This window comes from Thermoflexus hugenholtzii JAD2 (assembly GCF_900187885.1).
Lineage (GTDB): Bacteria > Chloroflexota > Anaerolineae > Thermoflexales > Thermoflexaceae > Thermoflexus > Thermoflexus hugenholtzii.
Genome location: NZ_FYEK01000012.1, coordinates 97,760 through 123,127 on the forward strand (window position 1 = coordinate 97,760; position 25,368 = coordinate 123,127).

A 25,368-nucleotide genomic window follows, 5' to 3' on the forward strand; every position below is an offset into this window, starting at 1 on the left:
CAGGTCGGAGATGTGGGAGTCGGATCCGCAAGCCCGATGGATCTCGCCGGAGGAGGCTGGGCTGACCGAGCGGGAGCAGGAGATCCTCCGCCTGGTGGCGCAGGGCCTGGCCAACAAGGAGATCGCTTACCGGCTCGGCATCAGCCAGAACACGGTGAAGGTCCACCTCCGGAACATCTTCTCCAAGACCAACCTCCAGTCCCGGACCGAGGCGGCGATGTATGCGGTCCGCTTCGGCCTGGCCGACATCCGTCCCTCGCTTCCGGAGGCGGTGGAGGCTCCCGCAAGCGCCTTCCCCGAGGCGCTTTCCTCCGGGGAGGCCGTCGCCGGGCCGGAGGAACCCACAACGCTCCCGGAGCCGATCCCGGCGGAGCCGGCGGGATCGGCCTTCGCGGTTTTCCCGCTCTGGAAGGCGGCGGTGCTGATGGCCGGGATGATCATGGGGATCCTCTGGGCGCTGACGCCCATCTCGGCCCGGACGGAGGCCCCGGCGGTGAGCTTCACAGGGGATCAGCCGGGCCAGGGGGTGGAGCGCGCCGGGACCCTCCCCCGCTGGAAGCTGGTGAGCCAGATGCCGGCCCCCCGCGCGCGCTTCGCCCTGGTCCGATGGGGAGAGGAGCTGATCGCCATCGCCGGGGAGGCGCCGGAGGGGATCACGGATCGGGTGGAGCGCTTCGATCTCCGACAGGAGGTATGGCGCCGCGGAGCTCCCAAGCCTCATCCGGTGGCGGCCGTCGCGGCGGGGGTGATCGGCGGGCGCGTTTATGTGCCGGGCGGGGTGAATCCCCAGGGTCAGCCCATCGATCGACTGGAGATCTACGATCCCGTATCGGATCGATGGTCGGAGGGACCGGCGCTCCCCTCCCCGCTGGCGGCATATGCGCTGGCCGTGGCGGAGGATCGCCTTTACCTGTTCGGAGGATGGGACGGCCGTCGCCTGCGCGGGGAGGTGTGGATGCTGGACCCCGCCCGCGGCCTCTGGCAACCCCGCGCGCCGATGCCCACGCCTCGCGCCTTCGCCGCCGCGGCGGCCCTCGGCGATGCGATCTATGTGGTGGGCGGTTACGACGGGCAGCGGGAGCTGGCCGTCTGCGAACGCTATCGGGTGGAGGCCGACCGCTGGGAGCCGTGCCCGCCGTTGAACGTGGGGCGGGGCGGGCTGGCGCTGGCGGCCAGCGACGGATACCTCTTCGCCCTCGGAGGCGGATGGCGGATCCCCCTGGCATTCAACGAGCGCTATCAGCCCGGCGAGACCGGATGGGTGCCTCTGGAAACCCCCATTGTGGGGACATGGCGGAACCTGGCCGCCGTCGCCGCCGACGGGGCGATCTGGATCCTGGGAGGCTGGAGCGGGGAGCTGCGGGCCGGGCTCTGGCGCTTCACTCCTTTCCCCTTCCGGCTCTTCCTGCCGGCCACGCAACGCTGAAGGCCGAGTTTCGATTCCGGATCGAGATCCTCGATGTCCATCTGGCTGCTGATCCCGATCAAGCGCCTGGAGCGCTCCAAGTCGCGGATGGCCTCTGCTCTCCCTCCCTCCGCGCGGCAGCGCCTGGCCTGGCGTCTGGCGCGACGGACCCTGCGGGTGGTCGCCCGCGTGCCGGAGGCGCACTCGCTGGTGATCAGCGCGGACCTGCGGGCGCTGGCCCTGGCGCGCGGCCTGGGGCTGGATACGTATTTCGATGTCTGGGAGGATCTCAACCGGGCCCTCACGGCCGCCCGCCGCTACGCGGTCCGTCACGGCGCGGAGGCCATCGGCGTGCTCCCGGTGGATCTGCCCGGGCTGACGGCGGAGGCCGTCCGCGACCTGCTCCGGGCCGGGTTCTCCGATCGCGGTTTGGTTCTGGTTCCGGATCGCTGGGGGCAGGGGACCAACGCCCTGCTGGTTCGCCCGCCGGAGGCGATCCCCTTTCGGTTCGGGCCGGGGAGCCTGGAGGCCTTCCGGGCCCAGGCGGAGGCCATCGGCCTCCCGGTGCGCATCCTTCCCCATGAGGTCCTGGCTTACGATCTCGACACCCCTGCGGACTGGGCGGCGTGGCGCGCCCGGCGCGCGGCGCAGAGGGCGGGCTGAAATCGCCCTGCGCGTCGAATGAATTCGACCTTCGAAGGCCTTCGGCCGACGGTCGGCCTGCGCGCCGAATGAATTCGGCCTCAAGAGGCCTTCGGCCAACGGTCGGCCTGCGCCGACCGGAAGAGTGTTCTTTACGTCGGCGAAGGCCGACGCTGGGCGCGCAGCGCCTTGGAGGGCCGATTTCAATCGGCTTGAAGGCCTTCGGCCGACGGTCGGCCTGCGCCGACCAAACAATATCTCTCGCGTCGGCGAAGGCCGACGCTGCGCGGAGCACGCCGAACGAATTCGGCCTGGAAAGGCCTACGGCTGATGGTCGGCCTACGCCGGCTGAAAAGGCATTCCTTAAGTCGGCGAAGGCCGCCGCCCGGCGTGCAAGCGCCAATGAAGGCCGATTCCAATCGACGCCAAGGCCCTTCAGCCGACGGCCGGCCTGCGCCGACCGAACAACCATCCTTTGCATCGGCGAAGGCCGACGCCCGGCGTAGAGCGCTGATGAAGGCTGATTCCCATCGGTGCCAACGCGCCGGCCATCCATCGCCCCTGAGCACCAGCCCTTATGCTACAATGGGCTGCAACCGTGCGCGGGAGCGGGCCGGATGAAACTGATCCTCGCCATCATCCAGGACGAAGACGCCCCTTCCACCGTCCAGGCCCTGGTGGAGCGCGGCTACCGGGTGACCCGCATCGCCTCGACAGGGGGCTTTCTGCGCCAGGGGAACACCACCCTGCTCATCGGGGTGGAGGATCCCCGGGTGGAGGAGGTGGTGGAGATCTTCCGGCGGTGCTGCCGGACCCGCACGGCCTACCTGCCGGTGGCGGTGGAGGCCACGGGACTGCTCCAGGCCCACATGATCGAGGTGGAGATCGGGGGCGCCACGCTCTTCGTCCTGGACGTCGAGCGCTTTGAGTCCCTCTGAGGGGGGAAGGGGCGTGAAGCTGATCCTGGCGGTGCTGCCGGAGCGGGCCGCGACCCTGGCCTCCGATCGGCTGGTGGCCCAGGGGTATCGAGTGACCCGCCTGGCCTCCACGGGCGGTTTCCTGCGTCGGGGCAACGTCACCCTGCTCATCGGCGCGGAGGAGCATCAGGTGGAGACAGCCTTGCGACTCCTGCGGGAGGCCCGACAGCAGGCCCGCGGGGAGCCGGGAGGGATCGCCATCGTGCTGAACGTCTCCGGCTTCGAACGATTTTAGCCGTCCAGGAGCGCGCCCATGGGATCCGAATGGCAGTCGCTGGCGCAGGTGAAAGCCTCCCATCTCCCCCGATTGCTGACCCGCCGCCACGTCGTCGGGGTGGGGATCGGCTATAAAGTGAAGGGCGGACAGACCCTCGATGTCCTCAGCGTAGTGGTCTCGGTGGAGCGGAAGGTCCCTGCCGCCCAGCTGGCCCCCTCGGACCGGATCCCCCCGACGCTGGATGGGATCCCCACCGACGTGGTGGAGACGGGGCGGTTCCGGGCCTTCCAGGATCCGACCCGCCGCTACCGCCCGGCCCCGCCCGGCGTCTCCATCGGCCATCCCCTGGTCACCGCCGGGACCTTCGGCTGCGTCGTGCGGCGAGGGAGCGAGGTCTTCATCCTGAGCAACAACCACGTGCTGGCGGCCACCAACCGAGGGCGGCCCGGAGATCGGATCCGGCAGCCGGGCCCGGTGGATGGGGGGACGGTGGCGGACGAGATCGCCGAGCTGGTGGAGTTCATCCCCATCCGGTTCGGGGATGAACCGACCACCTGCCCATGGGCGGAGTGGTTCGTGCGATGGCTGAACGAGCTGTTGCGCTGGATCGGCTCCTCCCATCGCTTACAGGCCGTGCGGACCGCGGCGGCCTTCAACGAGGTGGACGCGGCCATCGCCCGCCCGCTGAACCCGAACGACATCACCCCGGCCATTCTGCAGATCGGGATCCCGAAAGGCGTGGCGGATCCCACGCTGGGCATGGAGGTGCAGAAGTTCGGGCGGACGACCCGCTACACCCGCGGACGGATCCTCCAGGTGGACGTCACGGCCAACGTGGATTACGACGGGCGCATCGCCACGTTCCAGGGCCAGGTCATGGCGGGGGCGATGAGCGCCCCCGGGGACTCCGGGTCCGCCATCCTGGACATGAACGGTCGCCTGGTGGGGTTGCTGTTTGCGGGCTCCGAGACCACAACCCTGATCCACCCCATCGGGCGGGTCCTCCAGGCCCTGCGGGTGGAGGCGGTGGTGGAAGGCTGAGGAGGTTGCAGGAGGCGCATCGGCAATGGACGGCTTCGCGTGGGGGTGGCCTCTGGGGATCATGGGGGTGCTGTGGGCTGGGATGAGCGAGGAGGAGGCCCGCCGGGCGCTGGTGCGAGGGCTCTCCGCCGGGGTGGCGGCGTTGCTGATGTGGGCTCTGGGGGGCTTCGGCTTCGCCTACGGGGGCCTCGGCCTGTGGGTGGAGGAGCCGGGGTTCGCGGCGCTGCGCCGGGTTTACACCCTGGGGGCGGACCCTCAACCCCTCTGGAGCCTGATGGGGCTCAGCGGGTTTCTCTTCCGGGGCGTGGAGGGATCGCCCCAAGCCGCGACCCTATGGGGCCACGCCGCCCTGGCCGTGCTCTCCGCGGCTCTCCTGTTGGGCATGGGCATGGAGGGCTTCTCTCCGCTCATCGCCGCTGCGGCGGGGGCCTGGCTGGGAGGCTTCTTGTTGCCGCTGGGCATCCACTGGGTGTGGGGGAACGGATGGCTCAGCCGCCTAGGGCTCACCCTGAGCCTGGGTCACGGAGTGGTGGATCCAGCGGGGTCCGGTGTTCTGTTCGCCCTCGCCGGCGGGGCGCTCCTCGGGCTGCTTCTCCCATGGGGCCGGCGGACCCCGCAGCCGGAGCACGCTTTCCCTCCGGTGCACCTCCCGCTGCTGGGTGGGTGGGGAAGCCTGCTGATCGGTGGGGGCTGGCTGGCTTGGCTGCGCGCAGATCCCCTCACCGTGGCCCATCCGGGTCTGGAGAGCTCCTTGCTTGCCCGGAACGCCAGCTTGGTGGCGATGGGCGCGGCCCTCGGGGCTGGGGTCTACACGGCCCTCGTCGCTCGCGAGGTGGATCCCCTGATGCTGATCCGGGCCATCGCCGTGGGGTGGATCGCCGGGATGGCCGCAGCGCCTTTCACCGGTCCCTGGCAGGCGATGGGCTGGGGGATCCTGGTGGGCCTGGCCACGCCCGGGATGATCTACGTCCTGCGCCGCGGGGGGATGGCCGTCCAGAGCCTGGCGCTGCTCTACGGGGCGGCAGGGGTCCTGGGGTTGCTGGCCGTGGGGCTCCTGGCCGATGGCCGGGCCGGAGCTGGCTGGAACGAGGTGGGGAAGTCCGACTTCATGGGGTATCCGGGCCTGGGCGTGGTGGGGGTTCCCGGCTGGGGGCAGCCGGCGGATCCGGGCCAGCTCACCGCCCAGGTCGTCGGGGCCCTCGTGCTGGTCCTGTGGGGGTTCCTCGGCATGGGCGGCCCCGCGGCGCTGCTGCGCTGGGGATGGCGGCGGTGGGCCCGGCATCGAGGCCCGCTTCCGGCCTCCGGGGAGACCTCCGAAAACCGGGGATGAGCCGCTCGACGGTCGGGAGCTTCGCAATGGTCAAGGTGATCGCCCTCTACCGTGTGCCTCTGGATCCGGAGGCCTTTGAGCGCTGGTATGTGCAGCATCTGGCGCGGATCGAGCGCATCCCGCATCTGCGGCGGGTGGAGGTCTCCCGCATCTGGGGGACGCCGGCGGGGGCCTCTCCCTTCCATCTGATGGTGGAGATGTACTTCGAGGACCGGGCGGCCCTGGAGGCCGCCCTGCGCTCCCCGGAGGCCGCGGAGGCGTCCGCCGATCTGGCGCGGGCCATGGCCGGCCAGGTGCTGGTGATGTTCGCGGACGCTTTCGAGGAGGAGCGGTCAGTGGGGGGATAGCCAAGATTCTTATCCGGTGAAGTCCTCGTAGCTTTGAATCAGATACTCATCGGGCTTCTCCGCCAGATCGCCCAGGCCGCTCTCGAAGCGGCCGGCTGCGGCGATGGCCCGCCGGCGGCGTTCTTCCTTCGGAATCCATGTCAGAGGTTTCCAGCAGGTTCCGCACGGCCTGACGGATCAACTCTGCCATCGAGACCTGCGGTTGGGCAGCCAGCTCCTTCAAGGCGTGATATTCCTTACTCCTCCAGACGGACCTGTATGCGCACCATTTGAACTCCCCTTCCCTAACCGCTCTGGAGGAATCAACCGCATTCTGTCAGGAGGCTCCGGTTCGGGCGCCGCTGCGTCTGCGGCCTGTGAGGATGCAATGGCTTCATCAAGCATGATCACGCAGCGCAGAGGTGGCCTCATCGTCCTCGCAGGCGACGGCGGACCTCGCGGCAGTGGGGGCAATCCCAGCCCACGTATTCCCGGCCGCAGGTGCGGCAGACCCGGGTCGGCAGCGGGGCGTCCTCGGAGAGGGAGGCCAGGATCAGGACGGCTTCATGGCCTTCATAAGCGGAGAGCCACTCCTCCAACGGGGTCTCGCCCATCCACCAGCGCCCCTCGGGATCCCGGCGCAGGAGGCCTCGCAGGACCCGGGCCTCCAGCTCATAGGCCGCCGTGGCCAGCTCCAGCACGCTCGCTTTCCGCAAGGACATCCCGTTCCTCCTCGATTTCGTGGACCTCCGCCCGCTCCACCTCCAGCTGGCCGTCTTTCAGGATCCGATAACGATCGAAGTCCCGGGCCACCCACACCCGGGGGAAGAGGGCCATCGCCTCCTGCCGGATCTCGCGCTCCCGATAGCGCCGGGAGACGTGGGTCAGGATCAGATGCCCCACCCCAGCCGCGCGGGCCAGCCCGGCCGCCTCGGCGGCGGTGAGATGGTCGTGGCGACGGGCCAGGTCCCGGTCCGCCTCCAGATAGGTGGCCTCGATCACCAGCGCCCCCACTCCCCGGACGGCCTCCACCAGATCATCCACCCGCCCGGCGTCCCCCACCAGGGCCAGGGACGCTCCCTCCACCGGCGGCCCCAGCACGTCGTCCGGCCTCACCACCCGCCCGTCGGGCAGGGTCACCGGTTCCCCCTGCACCAGGCGCCGACGCTCCGGACCCGGAGGGATCCCCAGGGCCTCGGCCTTCTCCACCAGGAAGGGCCGCCGCGGCTTCTCCCGGAAGAGATACCCCAGGCTGTCCCCGCCGCGATGGGTGACTGGGAAGGCGTAGACGCTGAACTTCTCATCCTCGAAGAGCAGTCCGGGCTCGATGACGTGGAAGGAGATCTCAATGGAGGGCCGCACCCCGCGCAGGACCACCCGGTAGATCAGATCCTTCACCCGCTCGATGGTCCCGCGACGACCGTAGATGGCCACGCGGGGGAGGATCTCCCAGCGCATCACCGTCGACAGAAACCCTGCCAGCCCCAGGATGTGGTCCAGATGGGCGTGGGTGAGCAGGATGGTCTCCAGACGGCGGAAGCCCAGGCCGCTCTTCAGCAGCTGCCGCTGGGTTCCCTCCCCGCAATCCACCAGGAAGCGGCGGTCCTCGAACATCACCACGTGGGCGGGCAGCCCGCGCCGGATCGAAGGGGCGGAGGCGGAGGTGCCCAGGAAGACGATCTCGATCATCCCTCATCCCTCCACCGGGCGGACGCGCACCTCGCCGGGGTCGCCCTCTTCCCCGATGACTTCAAAACGGTCCCCGACGAAGTGGCAGGCCACCCAGATGCTAGTCAGCAGATGGGCGGTGATGCAGGAAGTGGTGAACCGGGAGGTCCCGGGCGAGAGGGCGAGCGGCAGGATCAGCTGATCGGCCAGATGCGGATCCACCGCCGCGCCGGAGCGATGGAAGGCGAGGAAGCCGGACACTGCTTCCTCGGCCACCCGCTCGGCCGGGAGGCCCTTCTTGCCGTAGGCGGAGGCCCCCGCCCGGATGTTCGCATATTCCGCGATCAGGAAGATCCCGGCCCCCGGCCCCGGGCTCTCCGCCAGGATCGCCTCCACCTCATCCGGAAGGCCGGCCTCCCGCAGCAGGCGGTTGGCCCGCCCGGCCATCCGCTTGGCGATCTCCAGGGGCAGATTGGAGACCGCCGCCCATCCCCACAGCCGGCGCAGCGGCCCCCGCTCGGTCAGGGTCAGCGGCTTCAGGCGATAGAGCCCCTCTCCCTCCAGCGGGCCGTGGACGTAAAGATGGATCTCGCCACCTCCTACGGGATACCAGCCCCAGCGCTCCAGATGGACTTCGGCGTGCAGGCCCATGCGGCTCAGGGTCGGCAGCAGCACGTCGCGCACGTAATGGAAGGGCGGGCTCCACGGCACATGGGTTCCTCCCCGCAGGGTGACCCGGGAGGATCCGGAGGCGTAGGCCAGGGGGAGCAGGATGGCCTGCAGGATCAGGGTGACCGAGCCGGCGCTCCCGCCGGCCCGCGCCGCTCCCACGTCAACGGTGTAAGCCCCCGGGGCGGGCGGCGATTGGGGGATGAAGGTGAGGGCGGTGGAGCCTAAGGCAGCCCCCTGGACTTGGGCATGGCAGAGCGCAGCGGCGGCCTTCACCGCGCTGAGGTGCTGCGCCTGAAGGCCGGGGTTGGGGCGTCGGGCCCGGATGTTCTCCACCCGCACCGGCCGCCCGGTGATCGCCGAGAGGGCCAGCGCCGAGCGCAGGATCTGCCCGCCGCCCTCGCCGTAGCTGCCATCCAAGACGATCATCGACAACGCCGCCGAAGACCTCCCCCGGGATGCCGGCCCTGTCATGGCTTCCCTCGTCCGTCCCACAGGATGACGGTGGAGGGATCGGATGGATGCCCAGCGGTCGAGCCTCCCTTACGCGATCCGAATCGCCCGCAGACCGGCCACGCGTTGGAACGCCTCCGGGTTCGCCGGGATCAGAGCGGAGGCCTCGCTCATGGTTCGACGCGCCCCGTCCCCCATCCCTTCCGCAGATCGGAGACCGCCTGCTTCTCCTTTTCAGATCCTATGGAAGTGTTCCGAAGCAGCTCGCCGGCGCGCTGGAACCCTCTCCGGCCGTTCCGTCCGCGCTCGCTCCACCGCTTCCGGGGAGCTCGAAGCGCCCGCGTGGATCATCCCCCGTTCCGACCCCTCTTTCGGAGCCTCCTCCCGTGGGGTTCAGGCCTGCGCGAGCGACCCCGCGGGCCCCGTCGAGAAGTCTTCCCTCATTATAGCCCAGAGGGAGAGCCCGACAGACGGTCCGGCGGTGTCGGGGCGACCGGCTCCAGGGTCCAGATCCGCCGGGTGTGGGCCCGCACGGCCTCCGGGCTCCAGGGCATCGGCCGGGCCCGGCCCGCATGCCAGAGGGGGAACTGATCGAAGTAATGCCGCGAGGTCGGGGATCCCCCTTGCCCGCCCGGGAGCACCGCCAGACAGCGGTCCCAGTCGCTCAGATCGGCGACGAAACGCCACGAGGGCAGCGCCCCCAGGGGGCCGCCGAGCTGATTGCCCTGGAAGCCCGCCTGCAGGGGGGTATCCCCATCCCCGCCGAGGGGGAAGGGCCCCCGGTTGAACAAGGGCGCCAGCGCCGGCACCTGGCCCAGGACGTGGCGGAGCGTCACCCGGTGGATCCGCCCCCACGTCCACCGGGCGGGGTCCTGCCCCAGTCGCTTCCGGAGCCAGCGGACGGCTTCCCGAAAGGCCTCTGCCACCCATTCGACGGCTGAGCGCTCCCCCAGCCAGAAGGGATCTCCGCGGCGGAGGAGGGCTCGCAGGGCATGGGGAGCGGTGCGATAGAACGAGTGGCCCGGCAGGAAGACGTTGAGGGACTCTCCCAGATACCGGCGCCATGCCGAGCGGAGCCGGGGCTCCAGAAGGCGGCGGAGCAGCATCCACTCGACGGTGGCTACGATGGTCGGTGCCACCGCCTCTGCCTCCATCCGTCCATCCCAGGCCTTGACCTGGGCCAGCAGCCACGCCTCGTCCGCATCCCCCGGCTCCACCTGCGCCAGCCAGGGCTTCCACTCCAGGGCTCCCAGGGAGACCACATCCGTCTGGATGGTCAGGCAATCCGCCGCCGTGAGGGCCGGCGTGGATTCCAGGCGCTCCCGGATCCGCCGCGCCCGGTGGTCCGGCATCCACTCCGCGCTGATGAAATACGGATAGCGCGGGCCCACGATGCGATGGTTGGCGGTGACCACCAGGCCCTCTGGGGGATCGAAAGCGAAGGGAAGCGCTTCAAAGGGGATCTCCCCCGCCCAATCGAACTCCCCGCTCCAGCCCGGGACCGGAACCAGGCCGTGGCCCTGACGCCGGATGGGGATGCGGCCGGCCATCTGATAGCCGATGTGTCCTTCCCGATCTGCGTAGACGAAGTTGAGGACCGGGGCCGGCCAGCGACGCAGGGCCTCCCGGAACTCCTCCCAGTTGGAAGCGCGGTTCAATCGAAGGAGTGCTTCCCACCACGTCTCGGCCTGCGCCCCCGCCCAGGCCAGGGCCAGGCCGACCTGGGGCCAGGGGATCCCCTCCGGCTCATACTCCGGGAGGAGATCGGTGAGCACCGGCCCGTGACGGGTGACTCGCATCCGGAAGCGCTCTGGAGCGCGCGCGCCGCGCACCCGGATCTCGATCTCCCGCACCTCCGCCTCCGCCCATCCCTCGGGGGTCTCATACCGCAGGGGGTTCTCCGGATCGAAGCGCTCGATGAACCAGTCCTGGGTGTCGGCGATGACCGCCGTGGCCCCCCAGGCGATGGCCGCGTTATGCCCCAGCACCACGCCGGGCAGGCCCGGGACGGTCACCCCGGCGACGGCGAACCCCTCCGGCTCGCAGACCAGATGCTGCTCATACCACAGGCTGGGCAGAGAGAGGGGAAGATGCGGATCGTTGGCCAGCAGCGGCCGTCCGGTGGCGGTGCGGGAGCCGGCCACCACCCAATTGTTGCTGCCGATCCCTTCCCGAGGGCCGAGCCAGCGGGCCAGGGCGCCATACATCGAAAGCAGTCTCTCGGCCATCGGTTCGACTCCCATCGTCTCGGGGAAGAGGGCCGTCTCTCCGAAGACGGCCTCAGGCTCCAGATCCGCCGCCCGCTCCCCCAGGGCCCGGGCCATCGCCACCCGGCACAGCTCGCTGTCCCAGTTCCACGAGAGGGACCAGGCCACCACCAGCCCCCATGCTGCGCTGTGCAGCGGGGTCCAGGGGAAATCCGGGAGGGGGACCAGGCGGTCCTCGAGGCCGGATGGGCCGCACCGGAACGCAGCGCTCACCCCAGCCGCGTAGGCCTCGAGAAGTGATCGGAGCGGCGGCGGGATCCGCTCCAGGCCGGCCCGGGCGTGCTCGGCCCAGCCCACCCCCCGGGCGAAGCGGTCCATCTCCAGCCCCATCGGGCCGAAGACCTCGCTCAGACGGCCCAGGGCCACCAGGCGGTTGAAGCGCATCTGCCATCCTCGATCCCGCCCGTGGACGAACCCCTGGGCGAAGAAGAGATCGGCCAGCGTGCGGGCCTCGATATGGGGGATCCCCCAGTCATCGAACCGGATCTCCACCCGATCCTTCAGACCTTCCAGCCGGAACGAACGGGCTCGAGCCATCGGTGACCTCCGGGATTCGGGTCCGGGAAGGACGGTGCGGCTATCATGATGACGGATCTTCCAGAAAGGGGAAGGATCTCCTCGAGGTCGGGAACACGCATGGAGCGGATGGGCGATGATTGAGATGCGGGGGGTTTGGTTCGGATATGGGGGGCGGTGGCTTTTTCAGGATTTCTCGTGGTCGGTGAGGCGGGGGGAGGCCTGGGCGATCATCGGCCCCTCCGGGTGCGGGAAGACGACGTTGCTTTACCTGCTGGCCGGGTTGCGCCGGCCCCAGCGGGGGGAGATCCAGATCGACGGACAGCCCTTGCGACGGCCGCGCCCGCGCACCGGCCTGATCCTTCAGGATTACGGGCTCCTGCCCTGGGCCACGGTGTGGGAGAACGTCGCCCTGGGCCTGCGCATCCGTCGCTTCTACGGGCCGGACGGGCGTCACGCGCCGGCGGACGCGCCGGTGGGGGAGATCGAGGGGCCGGTGAACGCCTGGCTGGAGCGCCTGGGGCTGGCCGCCGTGCGGGAGCATTACCCGGGGCAGATCTCGGGGGGGCAACGCCAGCGGACGGCCATCGCCCGGGCCCTGGTGCTGAAGCCCGACCTGCTGCTGATGGACGAGCCCTTCGCCTCGCTGGACGCGCCCACCCGGGAGGACCTGCAGGAGCTGACCTGGCGTTTGAAGGAAGAAGAGGCCCTGACCCTGATCCTGGTCACCCACAACATTGAGGAGGCCGTCTTCATGGGTCAGCGGATCATGGTCCTGGGCCAGCCGCCCCATACGGCGCCGGTCATCGTGGAGAACCCCGGGGCGGGGGATCCGGCCTTCCGCCGGACGGCGGCTTACTCGGAGCAGGTGGAGCGGCTGCGCCGGGCCCTGCGGGCCCCGGCCGGCTCCCGATGACCCGGGCGTCCTCACTGGGTTCCCCGGGCCTCGCGGCGGGCCAGCCGTTCCGCCCGGCGCTGGTCGGCTTCCTCCGCCTTCCGTCGTTCCTCCTCGGTCTCCAGGATCAGCGGGGGCACCGGGGCGGGCCGGCCGTCGCGGTCCAGAGCCACGTAGACGAAGTAGGCGGTGGCGGTCAGCCGGCGCTCGCCGGTCAGCAGGTCCTCCGCCTCCACCCGGATCTCCACTTCCATCGAGGTCCGCCAGGCCTGGGTCATGCGCGCCCGCACGTGCACCAGGTCTCCCACGTGGACCGGGGCGCAGAACTGGATGGAGTCCACCACCACGGTCACCGTGGGCCGGCGGGCGTGGCGGGAGGCGACGATGGCCCCCGCCTCGTCCATGAGCTTCATGATCCAGCCGCCGTGGACGTTGCCCAGGATGTTGGCGGATTCCGGCTGCATGATCTGGGCCAGCACCACCTCGCTGTCCTGCACGCGCTTCCCTTCCATGGCGAAGGCTCCGGCCGAACGGTGGATGGAGATCCGGGCGGCGCGGCGTCCCGGCGTGGTCCGGTTCACTCTGGCTCCGCGGGCACCAGGCGCATGAAGCGCCGGCGGCCGACCTGGAGCACCCGCGGCCGATCCACCTGGATGATCGTCTCCACCTCCGAGAGGGTCTCCCCATCCAGGCGCACGCCGCCCTGGCGGATCAGGCGGCGGGCCTCGCTCCGGCTGGGGGCCATCCCCGTGAGGACCAGGAGGTCGACCAGCGGCTGTGGCCGGGAGAGTGGGAAGGTGGGCATCTCCTCCGGATAGGCCCGCTCCTGGAACACGGTGCGGAAGTGGGCCTCCGCCCGCTCCGCCGCCTCCTCCCCGAAGAAAATCGAAACGATCTCCCGGGCGAGCTCCATCTTCACATCCCGAGGATGGAGGGTTCCCTCCCGCAGCCCTTGCTCGATGGCGGCGATCCGCTGCGGCGGATATCGGGTGAGCAGCTTGAAGTAGGTCGGCATCACCTCGTCCGGGATGCTCATCACCTTGCCGAACATGTCCTCTGGGGTGGTGTTCAGCGGGATGTGGTTGCCCAGGGATTTGGACATCTTGCGCACCCCGTCGGTGCCCGGCAGCAGCGGAAGCAGGATGGCCACCTGAGGCCGCTGGCCGAAGGCCTCCTGGAGCTTCCGCCCCGCGACCACGATGTTAAACAGCTGATCGGTTCCGCCGATCTGCACGTCGGCCTGCAGGGCCACCGCGTCGTAGCCCTGCATCAGCGGATAGAACAGCTCGTGCAGGAAGATAGGATCCCCGATGTCCAGCCGCGCGGAGAAGGACTCGCGGGCCAGGAACTGCTGCACCGTGAAGTGGGAGGCCAGGCGGATGAGGTCCCCGAAGGTCAGGCGGGAGAGCCATTCCGCGTTGTAGCGGATGATGGTCTTCTCCGGATCCAGCACGCGGAAGGCCTGCTCGGCGTAGGTGCGGGCGTTGGCCTCCACCTCCTCGGGGGACATCAGGGCGCGCCCCATCAGGTGGCCGGAGGGATCCCCCACCAGGGCCGTGAAGGTGCCGATGACCAGGATGGTCTCGTGGCCGAGATCCTGGAACTGGCGGAGCTTGCGCAGGGGCACTGTGTGCCCCAGGTGCAGGTCGCTGGTCCGGGGGTCCACCCCCAGGTAGACCCGCAGGGGGCGCCCTTCCTGGAGGCGCTCCCGCAGCTCCGCCTCCATCGTCCGGCGCAGCGTCTCATCGCCGTATTCGGTCCCCTGCATCAGCAGGGCCACCTGTTCATCGATGGACATGCGCGTCATCCCTGCCTCCTCTTAAGCCTCCCTGACGGGTTGCCTTCGAAGCGTGTGGGCTCCTTGCCGTGTGCCCGGCCTCCCGGGATCGGGGCTTTCCCATCGCCGCGAACGGATGGGGTCAACTTCAACAGTATGCCATGGAGAGGACGGAGCGCCAAGTCCCCTAAGGTGGGATGTAGGGCTTTCCAGTTTTCTGGGCTTAGGCCCTTTCTAAGTGGAGGACTTTGAGGAGGTGGTAGGGTGCGAGGCCTTCCAGGTTTGTAGGCAGGTGATCCCTTTCGGCCACATACGTAGGGCAACTGCTTGCAGTTGCCCTACATTCGGGAAAAACTGGAAAGCCCTGGGTGGGATGGAGGAGGGGCGCATAGCGGCGCCCCCACCGTCTTCGGAGCCGTGACGTGGATGTCACAGCTCGGTGAGGGGCTGGATTCGGTGGCCCCGATCGTTATTCCCTCATGGAGGATCTTTGCGCGGAGGTGGCCTGTGCAGGCGCCCGTTTCACCACTTCGTTCAGGAAACCGTATCCGATTCGCAGGAGGCTCGCAGCCAGGTAAAGGCGTTGCTCATCCTCAGGAAGCTGGCTGAGGCGCTTCCAGAACTCGGCTTCGCGCTGCTCGAAATCGGAGAGCAGGGAGGCATGCCGTTGCAGGCGGAATTGATACCTGAGATAGTCGAGGGGAAGGTTGCTGGCCCGGTCGAGAAGCGCCATCCGCTCAGCGATGAGGGTCTGGTCGATCTGCCGCCAACAGAAGCGTTGAAAACGCCGGTAGAGGTCGAGGATGGAGAGGGCCACGGCTTCGTGCTGCTCCCCCAAGGGCTGGAACAGGTGGATGCGAGTGCGTAACAAGGCTTGCCATCCGAAACCGGCCAAGAGGGCCAACAGGAGCCGCTGGCGGGGTTCGAGAGGGAAAGCGAGCTCCAGCATGGCCAGGACCATCCCGGTCAGCAGGACGTTTCCCGCCAGGAAGACCAGCGCCCATGGGCTTCTTAAGGCCCGCCCCAGATCGCTCTCAAAGGTCTGGGCCAGCTCCACGAGCCCCCAGAGGAGCGCCAGCGCGCCGGCCGGGAGATAAGGAAGAAGAAGTCCGGCGAGCCACATCTCGACTTGTTCTCTAGCAACCCTGGATGGTTCGGCTATGGGCCGTTGAGGCGACGGGCAGCATTGCGGCCCCTGGGGGTGAGCTCAATGACATCCGCCCCGGCCACCTGACGGATGCGAATGAGCTCCTCCCTTTCCAGTTCCACCAGGACGGGCCGGATGTCTTCCACAAAGGTGAGCAGGGCGGCCGCCAGCTCCAGGGGGAAGGCCCGGCCGCGCTGCAAAAGCTCGACTAGAATGTCCTTCCGCAACTCCCCGCGCGTCTCCTTCCCCTCGTGTCGATGGGCCTCCCCTTCCGGCGGCCTTGGAAGAGACCAGGCCTGCTGCATCGAAAGGCATTCGGAGGCCTGGGCCAGGGCCTCCTCCGATTTAGCCCGTGATCCGGCCAGTGCTTCGACCGCAGGGGGGCTTTCTCCTGTCTGTGCGGCGAGGGCCTGAACGATCTCGCTCAGCTTCCGGGTCACATCGAAGAGGGTCTTCACGATTTCCAGCAGCTCGGATTTTCGAGGGGAGGCCGAGACGGTCTCCGACATGTCGTCCTCCTCTTCATCCCACAGGGCGCGATCCTGCAGCTCATTTGCGCCACCTCTCCCGGTCCTTTTGAGCAGATCCGAAGGGCCAGAGGAGGAAATCCCAGACCCATTTTACCCGCAACGAAGAGCCGGATCAACGCCGGATGGTCCTCTGCCGCCGGGGTGTTTCCCGATTTTGCCGGGCCTGGCCGCCTTGTAGGACAACTGCGAGCAGTTGTCCTGCGATTTCGGGACACGCCCGGCACGGTCCTCGTTCGTCTCCTATGGCCCCCAGGCCACCCGCTGGCTGAGCGGGTCGGGAAGACGCTCCCCCAGGTCCAGGATCTTGCGGGGGGTGCCGCCGGCGGCCGGGATCAGATACACGCCCCACCGGCCATCGGCGTCCGAGAGATAGGCGATCCAGCCCCCGTCCGGAGACCAGGCGGGCCCGATCTCCTGCCCGCCTCCCGAAGTGAGCGCCCGGAAGAAGCCCTGGGGGGTGGCGATCACCAGGTCCCAGCTCCCCTGGACATCGGTGGTGTAAACCATGGCGGAGCCGTCGGGGGCCCAGGTGGCCTGGAGGTCGTTGGGGTGCTGGCTCAGGCGGACAGGGGCGCTGGCCCCCGGCGGCAGGAGCAGCAGCCCGCACCCGCCGGCCGCGCAGCCGGTCCAGATCAGCGTCCCCTGGGCGCTCCAGGCGGGGAACCGTCCGGTCGCGATCCGCTGGGCCTGGCCGGGCTCCTGGAGGTTCAGGATCCGGATCCCGCCGGTTCCGTCCATGAAAGCCAGATGCTGGCCATCCGGGGCCCAGGTGGGCCATGCGGCCCCGGGCCCGGCGATCTGCACGGTCTCCCCGCTCTCCAAGTCCCGTAGGAACAGCCCGACCCCGGCGACCCGGTAGGCCAGCCGTCGGCCGCCCGGCTGCCAGGCGGGCTGATCGGCGCCCACTGCCACCCGGAACCCCCGTCCGCTGGCCTCGATGACGTAGAGCACGGAGGTTCCCAGCTCCGGATCGTAGAGCGCGTAGGCGAGGCGGCCCACCGGGATGGGCGGCGGGAGCGGGGTGCCTCCGCCGGGGAGGCTGCCCGGGATCGGAGTGGGGGTTGCTTGCAAGCAATGGGCCCCGGCCTCCTGGGCTTTGGTCTGCACTGTGGGATCGGCGAACAGGCGCAGGGCGGCCTGATATTGGGCCTCCGCCGGGCAGCTCTCCCCCTGGGCGGCCAGGAGGTCGCCGTAGGCCACGTGGGCTTGGAAGAGCCGGCGTGCCACGTCCCGGTATCCGGGCGCCAAGCGGTAGAGCTCCTGGAAGCGTTGAATGGTCTCCGGCCAGTTCACCCCCCAGGTGTCCCGGGCGGCGAGATACAAAGCGGCGAGGCGGTAGGCGGTGGCCGCTTCGGGCGGAAGCGGTCCCAGGCGGGCCGCCTGATCCAGATAGAAGAGGCCCTCGGCGATGCGGTCCTCCGGGTCCTGGAGCAAGCGCATCCCGTGCCGGAGGGCGGCTTCCCGGAGCAGAGAGGTCACCTCCGTCGCCCGGAAAGCTGGATCGCGGTTCCGGATCTGGAGGAGGAGCTCGACGGCGCGGGGCAGGTCGCCGGCCTCGTAGGCCTTGCGGGCGGTTTGAAAGGCGTCCTCCAGGAGGATCTCCGGCGGGAGAGAGGTGGGGGTGGGGCGGGCGGCGATGCGGCGCTGGGCCTCGACCCGGGCCGCTTCCACGGTGGGGTCGCCCGGGCGCAGCCGCGCGGCGGCTTCGAGGAAGGCCAGGGCCCGCTCCTCCTGCCCGGCGTCCAGGAGGTCCATCGCCTGGCGAACCGCGGCGTCGGCCGTGGCCTGGATCCGCCGGGCCTGTTCGGCTTTCCCGTGTTCCCAGCCCATCCGCCAGCCGGCCAGGGCCATCCCCCCGATCAGGGCGAGGGAGAACAGCGCCATCGAGGCGCCGGCCAGCCCCCGGCGCATCCGTCGGGACCGTGTCATCCTGGCGGTTTCCTCCGGTGAATTCCCCAGGCCCCTGCAGGCCTTCCGTCCCGGGCGTCCGGATGCAAGGAAAGGTCAAAGAGGAGCCCGGAGGGTCTTATTCTCCCTGGATCTCCGGGAATTGAGGAGGCCTCCTCGCAGTCGTAGATCGCCCTTGCCAGAGCCACTGCGCGATGGGCATCCTCCCAGGTGGCCTCTGGCCAGTCCCCCGGGTAGCGGGCCTCCACCGCCCACGCCGTCAGCACGGATAGGTCCAGATGCTCCTGCTTCACAGACCAGTTCGGCGGCAGGAGGTTGCGGAGAGCGTCCAGGTCATGTCGAAAAGGGAAATCGATCCCTTCCAGCACCAACGCCGCCTTGAGGGCTTTCTCCGCGGCCTGCTGGGCGAACCAGCATATGTGTCGGGGCACTGCCTCCTGCAACCCCAGAAGCCTTTCCGCCTCTTGCAAGTCCTCCTGTGCGAAGCGGATCCAACGCAAGGCTTCTTTCCGAAGCTCAGGATCGTTCATAGAGAACCTTTCCATCGCGCAGGGCAGAGCGCAGCACGCTCCCGACCAGATTCCCGCGCTGCAGGATCTCTTCCGGCGTCGTCACGATGACGTCCTTCGCCACGGGCAGGTCGCTGAGGGCTCGGAGGATCTCCACCATGGCCTGCCGCTTATGGGTGACCTCCGGCAGGACCACCAACAGGTCCACATCGCTCCACGGGCCCGCCTCGCCTCGGGCCCGGGAGCCGAACAGGATGATGCGCACGGGACGAAACCGTTCGACGATGCGCTGGACCATGGTTTGCACGATGTCTTCGCTCATGAGCTTCCTCCCCGGACGCGAACAACGACGGCGTGAGCGGCAGGCCCACACGCTATAGGAAGCGAGAGCGTCTCGCCCATGGCTCTCGGACGCCGCTTCTGGGCCGAGCGCATTTCTCTTGGTAGTATGGCAGGCGCGGGACCAGCCTGTCAACGAAGAATGAAAGCGCCGGGAGCAAGGGCCGCGGCCTCCGGGGGATATGAGGCGGCAGCCCCCCGGGCGTTTCCGGGTATCAGGCGGTGGCGGGGACCGGCTGGGCGGCCTGTAGGACCGCAGCCCGCAGGACCGGGCGGAACTTGTAGCCGTAGGCGATCACGCCCCGCTCCCCCTGCCGGTGGAGGACGCGGGTGACCATCTCCACCGGCATGCCGATGTAAACCTCTTCCGGCAGCGCATCGGTGAGCATGGCCGAGACCAGGGGCCCCTCCTCCAGCTTCACAAGGGCCACGACGTAGGGGACCTGGTCCTCGTAGCCGACGGGAGGCTCATAGACCACCGTGTAGGAATACACCTCCCCGCGGCCGGAGAGGGGGTAGGGCGTGCGGGCCGGCCGCTGGCACTCCGGGCAGATGTCCCGGGGCGGGAACAGGCGCGCCCCGCAGCCTTCGCAGATCTCTCCCTCCAGGACGTAGCGCTGCCGTCGTCCTCGCCAAGCGCGTGCCGGATGCATGGGAAACCTCCTTTCAATCCATCGCTTCCAGGATATGGGTGATCACCGTGGCGCCGGTGCCACCGATGTTCTGGGTCATCCCCAAACGGGCGTGGGGGATCTGGTTCGGGCCAGCCTGGCCCCGCAGCTGCAAGACTGCCTCCACAATCTGATAGAGGCCGGTGGCGCCCACCGGATGCCCCCGGGCCTTGAGCCCGCCCATGGTGGCGATGGGCAGCTGCCCCTCCCGGAAAATCGCCCCCTCCAGGGCCAGGGCCACCCCGCGGCCACGGGGCGCAAAGCCGCAGGCCTCCAGGGAGAGGGCCGCCATGATCGTGAAGGCGTCATGCAGCTCAAAGAAATCGATGTCCTCCGGGCCCACCCCGGCCTGCTGAAAGGCCCGATGGGCGGAGAGGGCGACCGCCTCCAGCCAAAGGGGATCCCGCCGGTCGTGCAGCGCCACCGTGTCGGTGGCGACCGCCGAGGCCCGGATGCGCACCGGGCGTTCCTGGAAGGCCCGGGCTTCCTCCGCCGGGCACAGGATCACCGCCGCCGCCCCATCGCAGACCGGCGAGGCATCGAGCAAGGTGATGGGATCGGCGATCATCCGGGCTGAGGCGAAGGCCTCCGCCGTGATGGGGAAGCGCAACATGGCATACGGGTTATGGACCGCGTTGCGATGGGCGTTGATGGAGAAGGGGGCGAAGTCCTCCCGGCGGTAGCCGTGTTCGTGCATGTAACGGCGCATCAGCAGAGCGTTGAGGGCGGTGAAGGTGAGCCCCTGCACCGCCTCGTATTCCGCGTCCGCCGCGGTGGCCAGGGCCGCGGTGATCTGCTCCCCGGAGGCGTCGGTCATCTTCTCCACCCCCACCACCGCCACCCGGTCCGCCAGCCCGCCGGCGACCATGGCGTAGCCCAGGCGCAGGGCCGCCGCGCCCGAGGCGCAGGCGGCTTCGACTTTCACGGCCTCCACGCCGTGCATCCCGGCGAAATCGGCTACCAGCGCGCCCAGGTGCTCCTGGGCCTCGATCTGACCCGAGAGCATGTTCCCGACCAGCAAGGCGTCCACCCGCTCCACCCCGGCGTCCCGCAGGGCGGCCTCCAGGGCCTCCAGGGCCAGCTCCCGTAGCCCTTTGTCCCAGTGTTCCCCCACCGGGGTCTGACCGATGCCGATGATGGCGACCTCTCGCATCGGACCTCCTTATCCTTCTGTGTCCATCACGATCTTCCGGCGGTAACGCGCGTACGTGGCGTAATCGATCACGACCCGCCGGGCGATGTAATCCCGGGTCCGAGGCGCTCGGCCCCGCCGCTCCTGGATGGCCTCGGTGACCACAAAGGAGAAAGCGTCGGATCCCGCGCCGGAACCGAAGGAGACCGCCAGGATCCGATCGCCGGGTTGGGCCTCGTCCAGGATGGCCGTGAGCCCGATGAGACAGGACCCGGCATAGGTGTTGCCGATCTCATCCACCAGCAGGCCGGTCCGGATCTGCTCGGGGCGGAACCCGAGCATCGCCGCGACCTTCTGGGGGAACTTGACGTTGGGCTGATGGAAGACCGCGTAGGCGTAATCCTCCGGCCGCGTCCCTAAGGCCTCCATCAGGCGCCGGGCGGCCTCGGTGATGTGATGGAAGTAGGCCGGCTCGCCGGTGAAGCGCCCTCCGTGCTCCGGGTAGCGGGCGTGGGCCCGCCGCCAGAAGTCCGGGGTGTCCGTCACGTAGGAGAGGGAGCCCTCCAGGATCGCCAGGCTCTCCGCGGCGGGGCCGATGAGGAAGGCCGCCCCGCCGGCCCCCGCGGTGTATTCCAGGGCGTCCCCCGGCCGTCCCTGGGCGGTGTCCATCCCGATGGCCATGGCGTAATCCGCCATCCCGGAGCCCACCAGGCCCACCGCCGCCTGCATCGCCTCGGTCCCTGCCTTGCAGGCGAACTCCCAGTCGCCGGCCTGCACGAAGGGCGTGGCCCCGATGGCCTCGGCGACGATGGTGCCGCTGGGCTTGACCGCATACGGGTGGGACTCGCTGCCCACCCACACCGCCCGCAGGCGGTTGGGCGGGATGCCCGCCCGGGCCAGGGCGTTGCGGGCGGCCTCGATGGACATGGTCACTACATCTTCATCCGGCCCAGGCACCGCTTTCTCCCGGATAGGGGGCGGCTCCGCCCCGCCGGTCCATAGCCGGGAGATCTCCGCGCCCGGCAGCCGGTAACGGGGGACGTAGGCGCCGTAGCCCACGATCCCCACCGGCCGGGCCGGTTGCATAATCCGATGGCCGTTCTCCAGCATCATGAGCCTCCAATTCCTGGGTGCTATGGTGCATTCAGGGCAGAAGCCACAATGTGTCTATCGCAGGAGGGGCTCTCGCCCCGAGCCTACAGTCATCATGGAGAACATATTCGCTTGGCCTCCAGGTTGCTGCTATCCCCAGATGTGGGCCGAAATGAATTTCGGCTTACGCTTGGGAAGGGCCTTCGCCCCGAACCTCACGTCTTCGATGACGCAAGGTCGCGGCTCCTACCATCACCGATCCTCCTGTAGGATGGGCTTTAGCCCCGAACTCCTACTCCCAGCCCAGGGCGCGGCGCAGCTGGTGGAGATGAGCCACGTGGTCCCGCTCGTGCCACGCCGCCCGGCGCAACACCTTGCGGGGAGACCAGAACTCCCCCTCCACGCCGATCACGAGGGACCGGCCGACCCAGTCCTGAAGGGCCTGCTCCAGGGCCCGACGCACTGCCTCCAGGTGCGCCCACACCTCGGCGGGGGGATCCTTCACCTCCCGTCCTAAGCGGCTGAGATACCAGTTCTCCCCCCGGGCCACATGGCGCAGGACGCCCCGCATGGACCACCGCTGGCCGGGCAGCACGGCGTCCAGGACCGGGTCGGGCAGCCCGGCCACCGCCGCCTGCAGGTCCTTCCGGGAGGCGGCCAGCACCTGCAGGGCGAACTCCACCTCCTCCTCGGTCAGCGGCCGCCAGTCGTCCAGGAACCAGGCGTTGATCTCGCGGGCACCGCCCCGCTCGAATCGCTCGTTGATGGTGTAAACCTCGAAGATCTCCACCACCCGGAAATCCTCCGGGACGCCCGGGCCGGCGGCGGGGATGCCATGGGCGCCCAGCCAGGCGAAGTAGTCTCGAATGGCCTCGGGGATCCGGGCCAAGACCTCCCGTTCGGTGGGGCCGAAGGCGAAGCAGCCCGGGTAATCCAGGACCCAGGCCAGATGCCCACCTTCCGCGCCGCGCTCCAGACCCACGCGATAGGGCACGGAGTTATCCCCCTTTGTGGATTTCCCCTGCCTGAGCCCGCAGGGTCTGCAACAGCTCGCGGGCGCGGGCCAGGCGGATGTTTCCCTCGGCTACCATCTGATCGGCGATGGCGTCGATCTCGGCGCCGGTGGCGCCGGCGGCCATGGCGATCTGCCGGGCGTGCAGGGCCATATGCCCCCGCTGGATCCCCTCCGTCGCCAGGGCCCGCAGGGCCGCCAGGTTCTGGGCCAGGCCCACGGCCGCCATGATCTCCGCCAGCTCCCGGGCGGAGGTGACGCCCAGGATCTTCAACGCCACTCGGGCCAGGGGATGAGCCTGGGTGGCTCCCCCCACGATCCCCACGGCCAGGGGCAGCTCGATCCGTCCGCACAGGGCGCCGGTTTCATCCTGCCACCATTGGGTGAGGGGACGGTAGCGGCCGTCCCGGGCGGCATAGGCGTGGGCGCCGGCCTCGATGGCCCGCCAGTCGTTGCCGGTGGCCAGGGCCACGGCATCGATGCCGTTCATGATCCCTTTATTGTGCGTCGCCGCCCGGTAGGGATCCACCTCCGCCAGGGCCTGGGCCTCCAGGATCCCCCGGATCACCCGATCGCCCGGGAGCTCCGGCGTCCCCAGGGCCTCCGCCGGGATCCGCACCTCGGCCCACGCCCGCCGGCGGTCCGCCAGGTTCGAGAGGATGCGCAGCACCACCCGCCCTCCGGTCGCCCGGGCGATGAGGGGAGCCACGGCCTCGCAGACCGTGTTGACCGCGTTGGCCCCCATCGCGTCCCGGACGTCGTAGAAGAGATACACGACCAGCATCGGCCCCACCGGGGTCTCGGGGAAAGAGACCACCTCCAGGCCGCGGAAGCCGCCGCCCCGGGCCACGATGGAGGGGGTCGCCGCCTCCGCCACCACCCGGATCTCCTCCTGAAGGTCCTCCACCGCCCGGGCCGCCGCCGCAAGATCCGGCAAATCCACGACCTGGATCTGGCCACGCATGAGGGGCTCCTCGCTGCCCGCCCGGAACCCACCCCCGGCCCGGGCCAGCCGGGCGGCGTGGGAGAGGGCGGCCACCACCGAGGGCTCCTCGATCACCATGGGGATCAGGACCTCCCGGCCGTTGACCTGGAAGTTCACCGCCACCGCGAAGGGAAGGGCGAACCGGCCGATCACGTTCTCCACCATGTGATCGGCTTCTTCTAACGTTAAACCCCCGCTGTTCAGTCCGGCCTGCTCCTCCGGGGTCAGGCCAGCCTGTTCAGCCACCCAGCGGGCCCGCTCCGAGAGCGGGAGGCGATAGAACCCCGGATAGCGAGATGTGCGCACGGACATAGCAGAGGGAATCTTAGCGGGGAGGAGCTGTCAAAACCTCTCAGGATCCACCGTCCATCCCTCTCTGGAAAACTGATCCCGGTTCTCTAACCGGTTGCCAACGCCCTTGGGATCGGGGGTGTTGGGGGATTTGACCGCAGCCTGCAATCGTGCAAAATCGAAATGACCGCACACTTCTGAGGGAGTGGGATCTCCGGGACGGATGATGGACGACAGTTCTCTATTGCTACGCTGGCTGGTGGTTTTCGGCCTGATCGGCCTGAACGCGTTTTTCGCGGCGGTGGAATACGCCGTGGTCTCGGCCCGGCGGAGCCGCATCGCCGTGCTGGCGGACTCCGGAAATCCGGCCGCGCGGACCGCCCTGCGGTGGCTGGAGGACGCCCGGCATCGGGACGAGATCCTGGCCACGGTGCAGGTGGGGATCACCATGGTCGGGCTGGCCCTGGGCTGGTTCGGGGAACGCACTCTCGCGGCCACCCTGGACCGCCTGTTGCGCCTCCCTCCGCCCACCCCCCTGGTCCGCAGCTTCCTTCAGGTCCTCCCGCTCCTCCTGAACCTGACCTTCATTTTGGGCCTTCAGATCGTGTTGGGAGAGCAGGTGCCCAAGATCGCCACCCTGCGGGCCTCCGAGCGCGTGCTCCTGGTCAGCCTGGGCCCCATGCGGGTGATCTACTGGCTCCTGCGCCCGCTGGTCTGGCTGCTGCATCGGGCCACCGACCTGGTGCTGCGCGCCCTGCGGATCTCCGCGGACGGTTATGGGATGATGTATACCATTGAGGAGCTGAAGCGGATCGTCGACGAGTCGGGGGAGGCCGGGCTCCTGGAGCCGGAGGCGCAGGAGATCCTGGAGGCGGTGTTCGACCTCGGGCAGATCCCCGCCCGCCAGATCATGGTGCCCCGGACGGAGATCGTGGCCGTCCCCGCCGATGCGTCCCTCGACCAGATCCTGGAAGCCGCCATCCGCACCGGCTACGACAAGTTTCCGGTTTACGAAGGAGATCTGGACCACATCATCGGGGTGGTGCATCTGCGGGAAGCCCTGGCCGCCTGGCGCGACGGACGACCCGTCCGGGCCCGCGATCTGTGTCGCGAGGTGATGGTGGTGCCCGACTCCATCCGCGTGGACGACCTGCTCCGCCAGTTCCGGGAGCGGGAGGAGCACCTGGCCATTCTGGTGGATGAGTTCGGAGGGACCTCGGGCCTGGTCACGCTGCGGGATGTGCTGGAGCAGCTGGTGGGGGAGCTCCACGAGCGGATGGAGTCCAGGGAGCCGGACGTGGTGGCCATGCCCGATGGCTCCTATCTGATCAGCGGGTTGCTTCCGATCCAGGAGGTCAACGAACGGTTCCAGCTGGACCTGCGGGATCCTTACTATGAAACCATCGCCGGGTTCGTGCTGGGCCGGCTGGGCCGGATCGCCCGGGTGGGGGACGAGGTGGAGGCCGGCGGCGTGCGCTTGCGGGTGGAGGCAATGGATGGCCTGCGCATCGCCCGCCTCCGCCTGATCCCCCGGCGGGCCCTTTCGGCCTCCGCCGGATGATGGGGACT

25 protein-coding genes and 1 pseudogene are annotated in these 25,368 nt (G+C 69.2%); 9 read left to right on the forward strand and 17 right to left on the reverse strand.

Annotated elements, in window-relative coordinates; genetic code table 11:
• Positions 1–10: 10 nt before the first annotated feature.
• The 7 genes from CFB18_RS03625 (at position 11) to CFB18_RS03655 (ending at position 5,959) form a co-directional block, all read left to right on the forward strand.
• Positions 11–1,426: a helix-turn-helix domain-containing protein gene (locus CFB18_RS03625; protein WP_159461553.1), complete on the forward strand. Its 1,416-nt coding sequence runs from the start codon at positions 11–13 to the stop codon at positions 1,424–1,426.
• 33 nt (positions 1,427–1,459) lie between these two features.
• Positions 1,460–2,068, forward strand: coding sequence for a 2-phospho-L-lactate guanylyltransferase (cofC, locus tag CFB18_RS03630; protein WP_088570448.1), 609 nt, complete (start codon positions 1,460–1,462; stop codon positions 2,066–2,068).
• 596 nt (positions 2,069–2,664) lie between these two features.
• Positions 2,665–2,985 carry a cyclic-di-AMP receptor gene (locus tag CFB18_RS03635; RefSeq protein WP_088570449.1) on the forward strand — a complete coding sequence of 107 codons (321 nt, stop codon included), beginning with the start codon at positions 2,665–2,667 and terminating at the stop codon, positions 2,983–2,985.
• A 13-nt stretch (positions 2,986–2,998) separates the two neighbouring features.
• A complete protein-coding gene (locus tag CFB18_RS03640) occupies positions 2,999–3,259 on the forward strand; it encodes a cyclic-di-AMP receptor (protein WP_088570450.1) in 261 nt (86 codons plus the stop codon).
• A gap of 18 nt (positions 3,260–3,277) precedes the next feature.
• The gene (locus tag CFB18_RS03645; RefSeq protein ID WP_088570451.1) at positions 3,278–4,282 is read left to right on the forward strand and encodes a trypsin-like serine protease; all 1,005 of its coding nucleotides are present in this window, start codon (positions 3,278–3,280) and stop codon (positions 4,280–4,282) included.
• A gap of 25 nt (positions 4,283–4,307) precedes the next feature.
• A complete protein-coding gene (locus CFB18_RS03650) occupies positions 4,308–5,612 on the forward strand; it encodes an ammonium transporter (RefSeq protein ID WP_088570452.1) in 1,305 nt (434 codons plus the stop codon).
• A 26-nt stretch (positions 5,613–5,638) separates the two neighbouring features.
• A complete protein-coding gene (locus CFB18_RS03655; protein ID WP_088570453.1) occupies positions 5,639–5,959 on the forward strand; it encodes an EthD family reductase in 321 nt (106 codons plus the stop codon).
• Positions 5,960–6,005: 46 nt separating this feature from the next.
• Here the strand turns inward: CFB18_RS03655 and CFB18_RS16465 are convergent.
• The 5 genes and pseudogenes from CFB18_RS16465 to CFB18_RS03680 all read right to left on the reverse strand — a co-directional run.
• Positions 6,006–6,185: pseudogene (locus CFB18_RS16465) on the reverse strand (ribbon-helix-helix protein, CopG family); the annotation flags it as partial.
• A gap of 181 nt (positions 6,186–6,366) precedes the next feature.
• A complete protein-coding gene (locus tag CFB18_RS03665) occupies positions 6,367–6,660 on the reverse strand; it encodes a hypothetical protein (protein ID WP_088570455.1) in 294 nt (97 codons plus the stop codon).
• Positions 6,611–7,627 carry a ribonuclease Z gene (locus CFB18_RS03670; protein ID WP_088570456.1) on the reverse strand — a complete coding sequence of 339 codons (1,017 nt, stop codon included), beginning with the start codon at positions 7,625–7,627 and terminating at the stop codon, positions 6,611–6,613. Before CFB18_RS03670 ends, CFB18_RS03665 begins: the two co-directional genes overlap by 50 nt.
• A 3-nt stretch (positions 7,628–7,630) precedes the next feature.
• Positions 7,631–8,710, reverse strand: a complete 1,080-nt coding sequence (gene rtcA / locus CFB18_RS03675) for an RNA 3'-terminal phosphate cyclase (protein WP_407084001.1) — start codon at positions 8,708–8,710, stop codon at positions 7,631–7,633.
• A 461-nt stretch (positions 8,711–9,171) separates the two neighbouring features.
• Positions 9,172–11,532 carry a penicillin acylase family protein gene (locus tag CFB18_RS03680; RefSeq protein ID WP_088570458.1) on the reverse strand — a complete coding sequence of 787 codons (2,361 nt, stop codon included), beginning with the start codon at positions 11,530–11,532 and terminating at the stop codon, positions 9,172–9,174.
• A gap of 115 nt (positions 11,533–11,647) precedes the next feature.
• Here CFB18_RS03680 and CFB18_RS03685 point away from each other — a divergent pair, with 115 nt between their 5' ends.
• The gene (locus CFB18_RS03685) at positions 11,648–12,427 is read left to right on the forward strand and encodes an ABC transporter ATP-binding protein (protein ID WP_088570459.1); all 780 of its coding nucleotides are present in this window, start codon (positions 11,648–11,650) and stop codon (positions 12,425–12,427) included.
• An 11-nt stretch (positions 12,428–12,438) separates the two neighbouring features.
• Here CFB18_RS03685 and CFB18_RS03690 read toward each other — a convergent pair whose 3' ends face one another.
• From CFB18_RS03690 to CFB18_RS03745, 12 genes are all read right to left on the reverse strand, one after another.
• On the reverse strand, positions 12,439–12,918 hold the full coding sequence (locus tag CFB18_RS03690) for an acyl-CoA thioesterase (protein WP_088570518.1): 480 nt from the start codon (positions 12,916–12,918) through the stop codon (positions 12,439–12,441).
• A 65-nt stretch (positions 12,919–12,983) separates the two neighbouring features.
• The gene (gene tyrS / locus CFB18_RS03695) at positions 12,984–14,204 is read right to left on the reverse strand and encodes a tyrosine--tRNA ligase (protein ID WP_088570519.1); all 1,221 of its coding nucleotides are present in this window, start codon (positions 14,202–14,204) and stop codon (positions 12,984–12,986) included.
• Between the two features lie 448 nt (positions 14,205–14,652).
• Positions 14,653–15,306, reverse strand: a complete 654-nt coding sequence (locus tag CFB18_RS03700; protein WP_088570460.1) for a hypothetical protein — start codon at positions 15,304–15,306, stop codon at positions 14,653–14,655.
• 35 nt (positions 15,307–15,341) lie between these two features.
• Positions 15,342–15,839, reverse strand: a complete 498-nt coding sequence (locus CFB18_RS03705) for a hypothetical protein (RefSeq protein WP_088570461.1) — start codon at positions 15,837–15,839, stop codon at positions 15,342–15,344.
• Between the two features lie 261 nt (positions 15,840–16,100).
• Complete coding sequence (locus tag CFB18_RS03710) at positions 16,101–17,789, reverse strand: PD40 domain-containing protein (protein WP_143597502.1); 1,689 nt, start codon at positions 17,787–17,789, stop codon at positions 16,101–16,103.
• Entirely contained in the window at positions 17,786–18,238 is a 453-nt protein-coding gene (locus tag CFB18_RS03715) for a HEPN domain-containing protein (protein WP_200808069.1), read from the reverse strand. Before CFB18_RS03715 ends, CFB18_RS03710 begins: the two co-directional genes overlap by 4 nt.
• A gap of 46 nt (positions 18,239–18,284) precedes the next feature.
• A complete protein-coding gene (locus tag CFB18_RS03720; RefSeq protein ID WP_088570464.1) occupies positions 18,285–18,599 on the reverse strand; it encodes a nucleotidyltransferase domain-containing protein in 315 nt (104 codons plus the stop codon).
• Between the two features lie 232 nt (positions 18,600–18,831).
• Complete coding sequence (locus CFB18_RS03725) at positions 18,832–19,269, reverse strand: Zn-ribbon domain-containing OB-fold protein (RefSeq protein ID WP_088570465.1); 438 nt, start codon at positions 19,267–19,269, stop codon at positions 18,832–18,834.
• A gap of 13 nt (positions 19,270–19,282) precedes the next feature.
• A complete protein-coding gene (locus CFB18_RS03730) occupies positions 19,283–20,440 on the reverse strand; it encodes a thiolase domain-containing protein (RefSeq protein ID WP_088570466.1) in 1,158 nt (385 codons plus the stop codon).
• Positions 20,441–20,449: 9 nt separating this feature from the next.
• Positions 20,450–21,529 (reverse strand): hydroxymethylglutaryl-CoA synthase, encoded by a 1,080-nt coding sequence (locus CFB18_RS03735; RefSeq protein ID WP_088570467.1) that lies wholly within the window; start codon positions 21,527–21,529, stop codon positions 20,450–20,452.
• 274 nt (positions 21,530–21,803) lie between these two features.
• Positions 21,804–22,505 (reverse strand): type II toxin-antitoxin system HicB family antitoxin, encoded by a 702-nt coding sequence (locus tag CFB18_RS03740; protein ID WP_088570468.1) that lies wholly within the window; start codon positions 22,503–22,505, stop codon positions 21,804–21,806.
• Between the two features lie 4 nt (positions 22,506–22,509).
• Complete coding sequence (locus CFB18_RS03745; RefSeq protein ID WP_088570469.1) at positions 22,510–23,820, reverse strand: hydroxymethylglutaryl-CoA reductase, degradative; 1,311 nt, start codon at positions 23,818–23,820, stop codon at positions 22,510–22,512.
• A gap of 202 nt (positions 23,821–24,022) precedes the next feature.
• Between CFB18_RS03745 and CFB18_RS03750 the strand changes: the two genes are divergently transcribed.
• A complete protein-coding gene (locus tag CFB18_RS03750) occupies positions 24,023–25,360 on the forward strand; it encodes a hemolysin family protein (RefSeq protein ID WP_088570470.1) in 1,338 nt (445 codons plus the stop codon).
• Positions 25,361–25,368 lie beyond the last annotated feature (8 nt).

Coding starts and splice junctions, on each gene's coding strand:
- CFB18_RS03625 (WP_159461553.1), top strand. CDS start 11: ATGTGGGAGTCGGATCCGCAAGCCCGATGGATCTCGCCGGAGGAGGCT.
- cofC (WP_088570448.1), top strand. CDS start 1,460: ATGTCCATCTGGCTGCTGATCCCGATCAAGCGCCTGGAGCGCTCCAAG.
- CFB18_RS03635 (WP_088570449.1), top strand. CDS start 2,665: ATGAAACTGATCCTCGCCATCATCCAGGACGAAGACGCCCCTTCCACC.
- CFB18_RS03645 (WP_088570451.1), top strand. CDS start 3,278: ATGGGATCCGAATGGCAGTCGCTGGCGCAGGTGAAAGCCTCCCATCTC.
- CFB18_RS03650 (WP_088570452.1), top strand. CDS start 4,308: ATGGACGGCTTCGCGTGGGGGTGGCCTCTGGGGATCATGGGGGTGCTG.
- CFB18_RS03655 (WP_088570453.1), top strand. CDS start 5,639: ATGGTCAAGGTGATCGCCCTCTACCGTGTGCCTCTGGATCCGGAGGCC.
- CFB18_RS03665 (WP_088570455.1), bottom strand. CDS start 6,660: ATGTCCTTGCGGAAAGCGAGCGTGCTGGAGCTGGCCACGGCGGCCTAT.
- CFB18_RS03670 (WP_088570456.1), bottom strand. CDS start 7,627: ATGATCGAGATCGTCTTCCTGGGCACCTCCGCCTCCGCCCCTTCGATC.
- CFB18_RS03680 (WP_088570458.1), bottom strand. CDS start 11,532: ATGGCTCGAGCCCGTTCGTTCCGGCTGGAAGGTCTGAAGGATCGGGTG.
- CFB18_RS03685 (WP_088570459.1), top strand. CDS start 11,648: ATGATTGAGATGCGGGGGGTTTGGTTCGGATATGGGGGGCGGTGGCTT.
- CFB18_RS03690 (WP_088570518.1), bottom strand. CDS start 12,918: ATGGAAGGGAAGCGCGTGCAGGACAGCGAGGTGGTGCTGGCCCAGATC.
- tyrS (WP_088570519.1), bottom strand. CDS start 14,204: ATGTCCATCGATGAACAGGTGGCCCTGCTGATGCAGGGGACCGAATAC.
- CFB18_RS03700 (WP_088570460.1), bottom strand. CDS start 15,306: ATGTGGCTCGCCGGACTTCTTCTTCCTTATCTCCCGGCCGGCGCGCTG.
- CFB18_RS03705 (WP_088570461.1), bottom strand. CDS start 15,839: ATGTCGGAGACCGTCTCGGCCTCCCCTCGAAAATCCGAGCTGCTGGAA.
- CFB18_RS03710 (WP_143597502.1), bottom strand. CDS start 17,789: ATGACACGGTCCCGACGGATGCGCCGGGGGCTGGCCGGCGCCTCGATG.
- CFB18_RS03720 (WP_088570464.1), bottom strand. CDS start 18,599: ATGAGCGAAGACATCGTGCAAACCATGGTCCAGCGCATCGTCGAACGG.
- CFB18_RS03725 (WP_088570465.1), bottom strand. CDS start 19,269: ATGCATCCGGCACGCGCTTGGCGAGGACGACGGCAGCGCTACGTCCTG.
- CFB18_RS03730 (WP_088570466.1), bottom strand. CDS start 20,440: ATGCGAGAGGTCGCCATCATCGGCATCGGTCAGACCCCGGTGGGGGAA.
- CFB18_RS03735 (WP_088570467.1), bottom strand. CDS start 21,529: ATGCTGGAGAACGGCCATCGGATTATGCAACCGGCCCGGCCGGTGGGG.
- CFB18_RS03745 (WP_088570469.1), bottom strand. CDS start 23,820: ATGTCCGTGCGCACATCTCGCTATCCGGGGTTCTATCGCCTCCCGCTC.
- CFB18_RS03750 (WP_088570470.1), top strand. CDS start 24,023: ATGATGGACGACAGTTCTCTATTGCTACGCTGGCTGGTGGTTTTCGGC.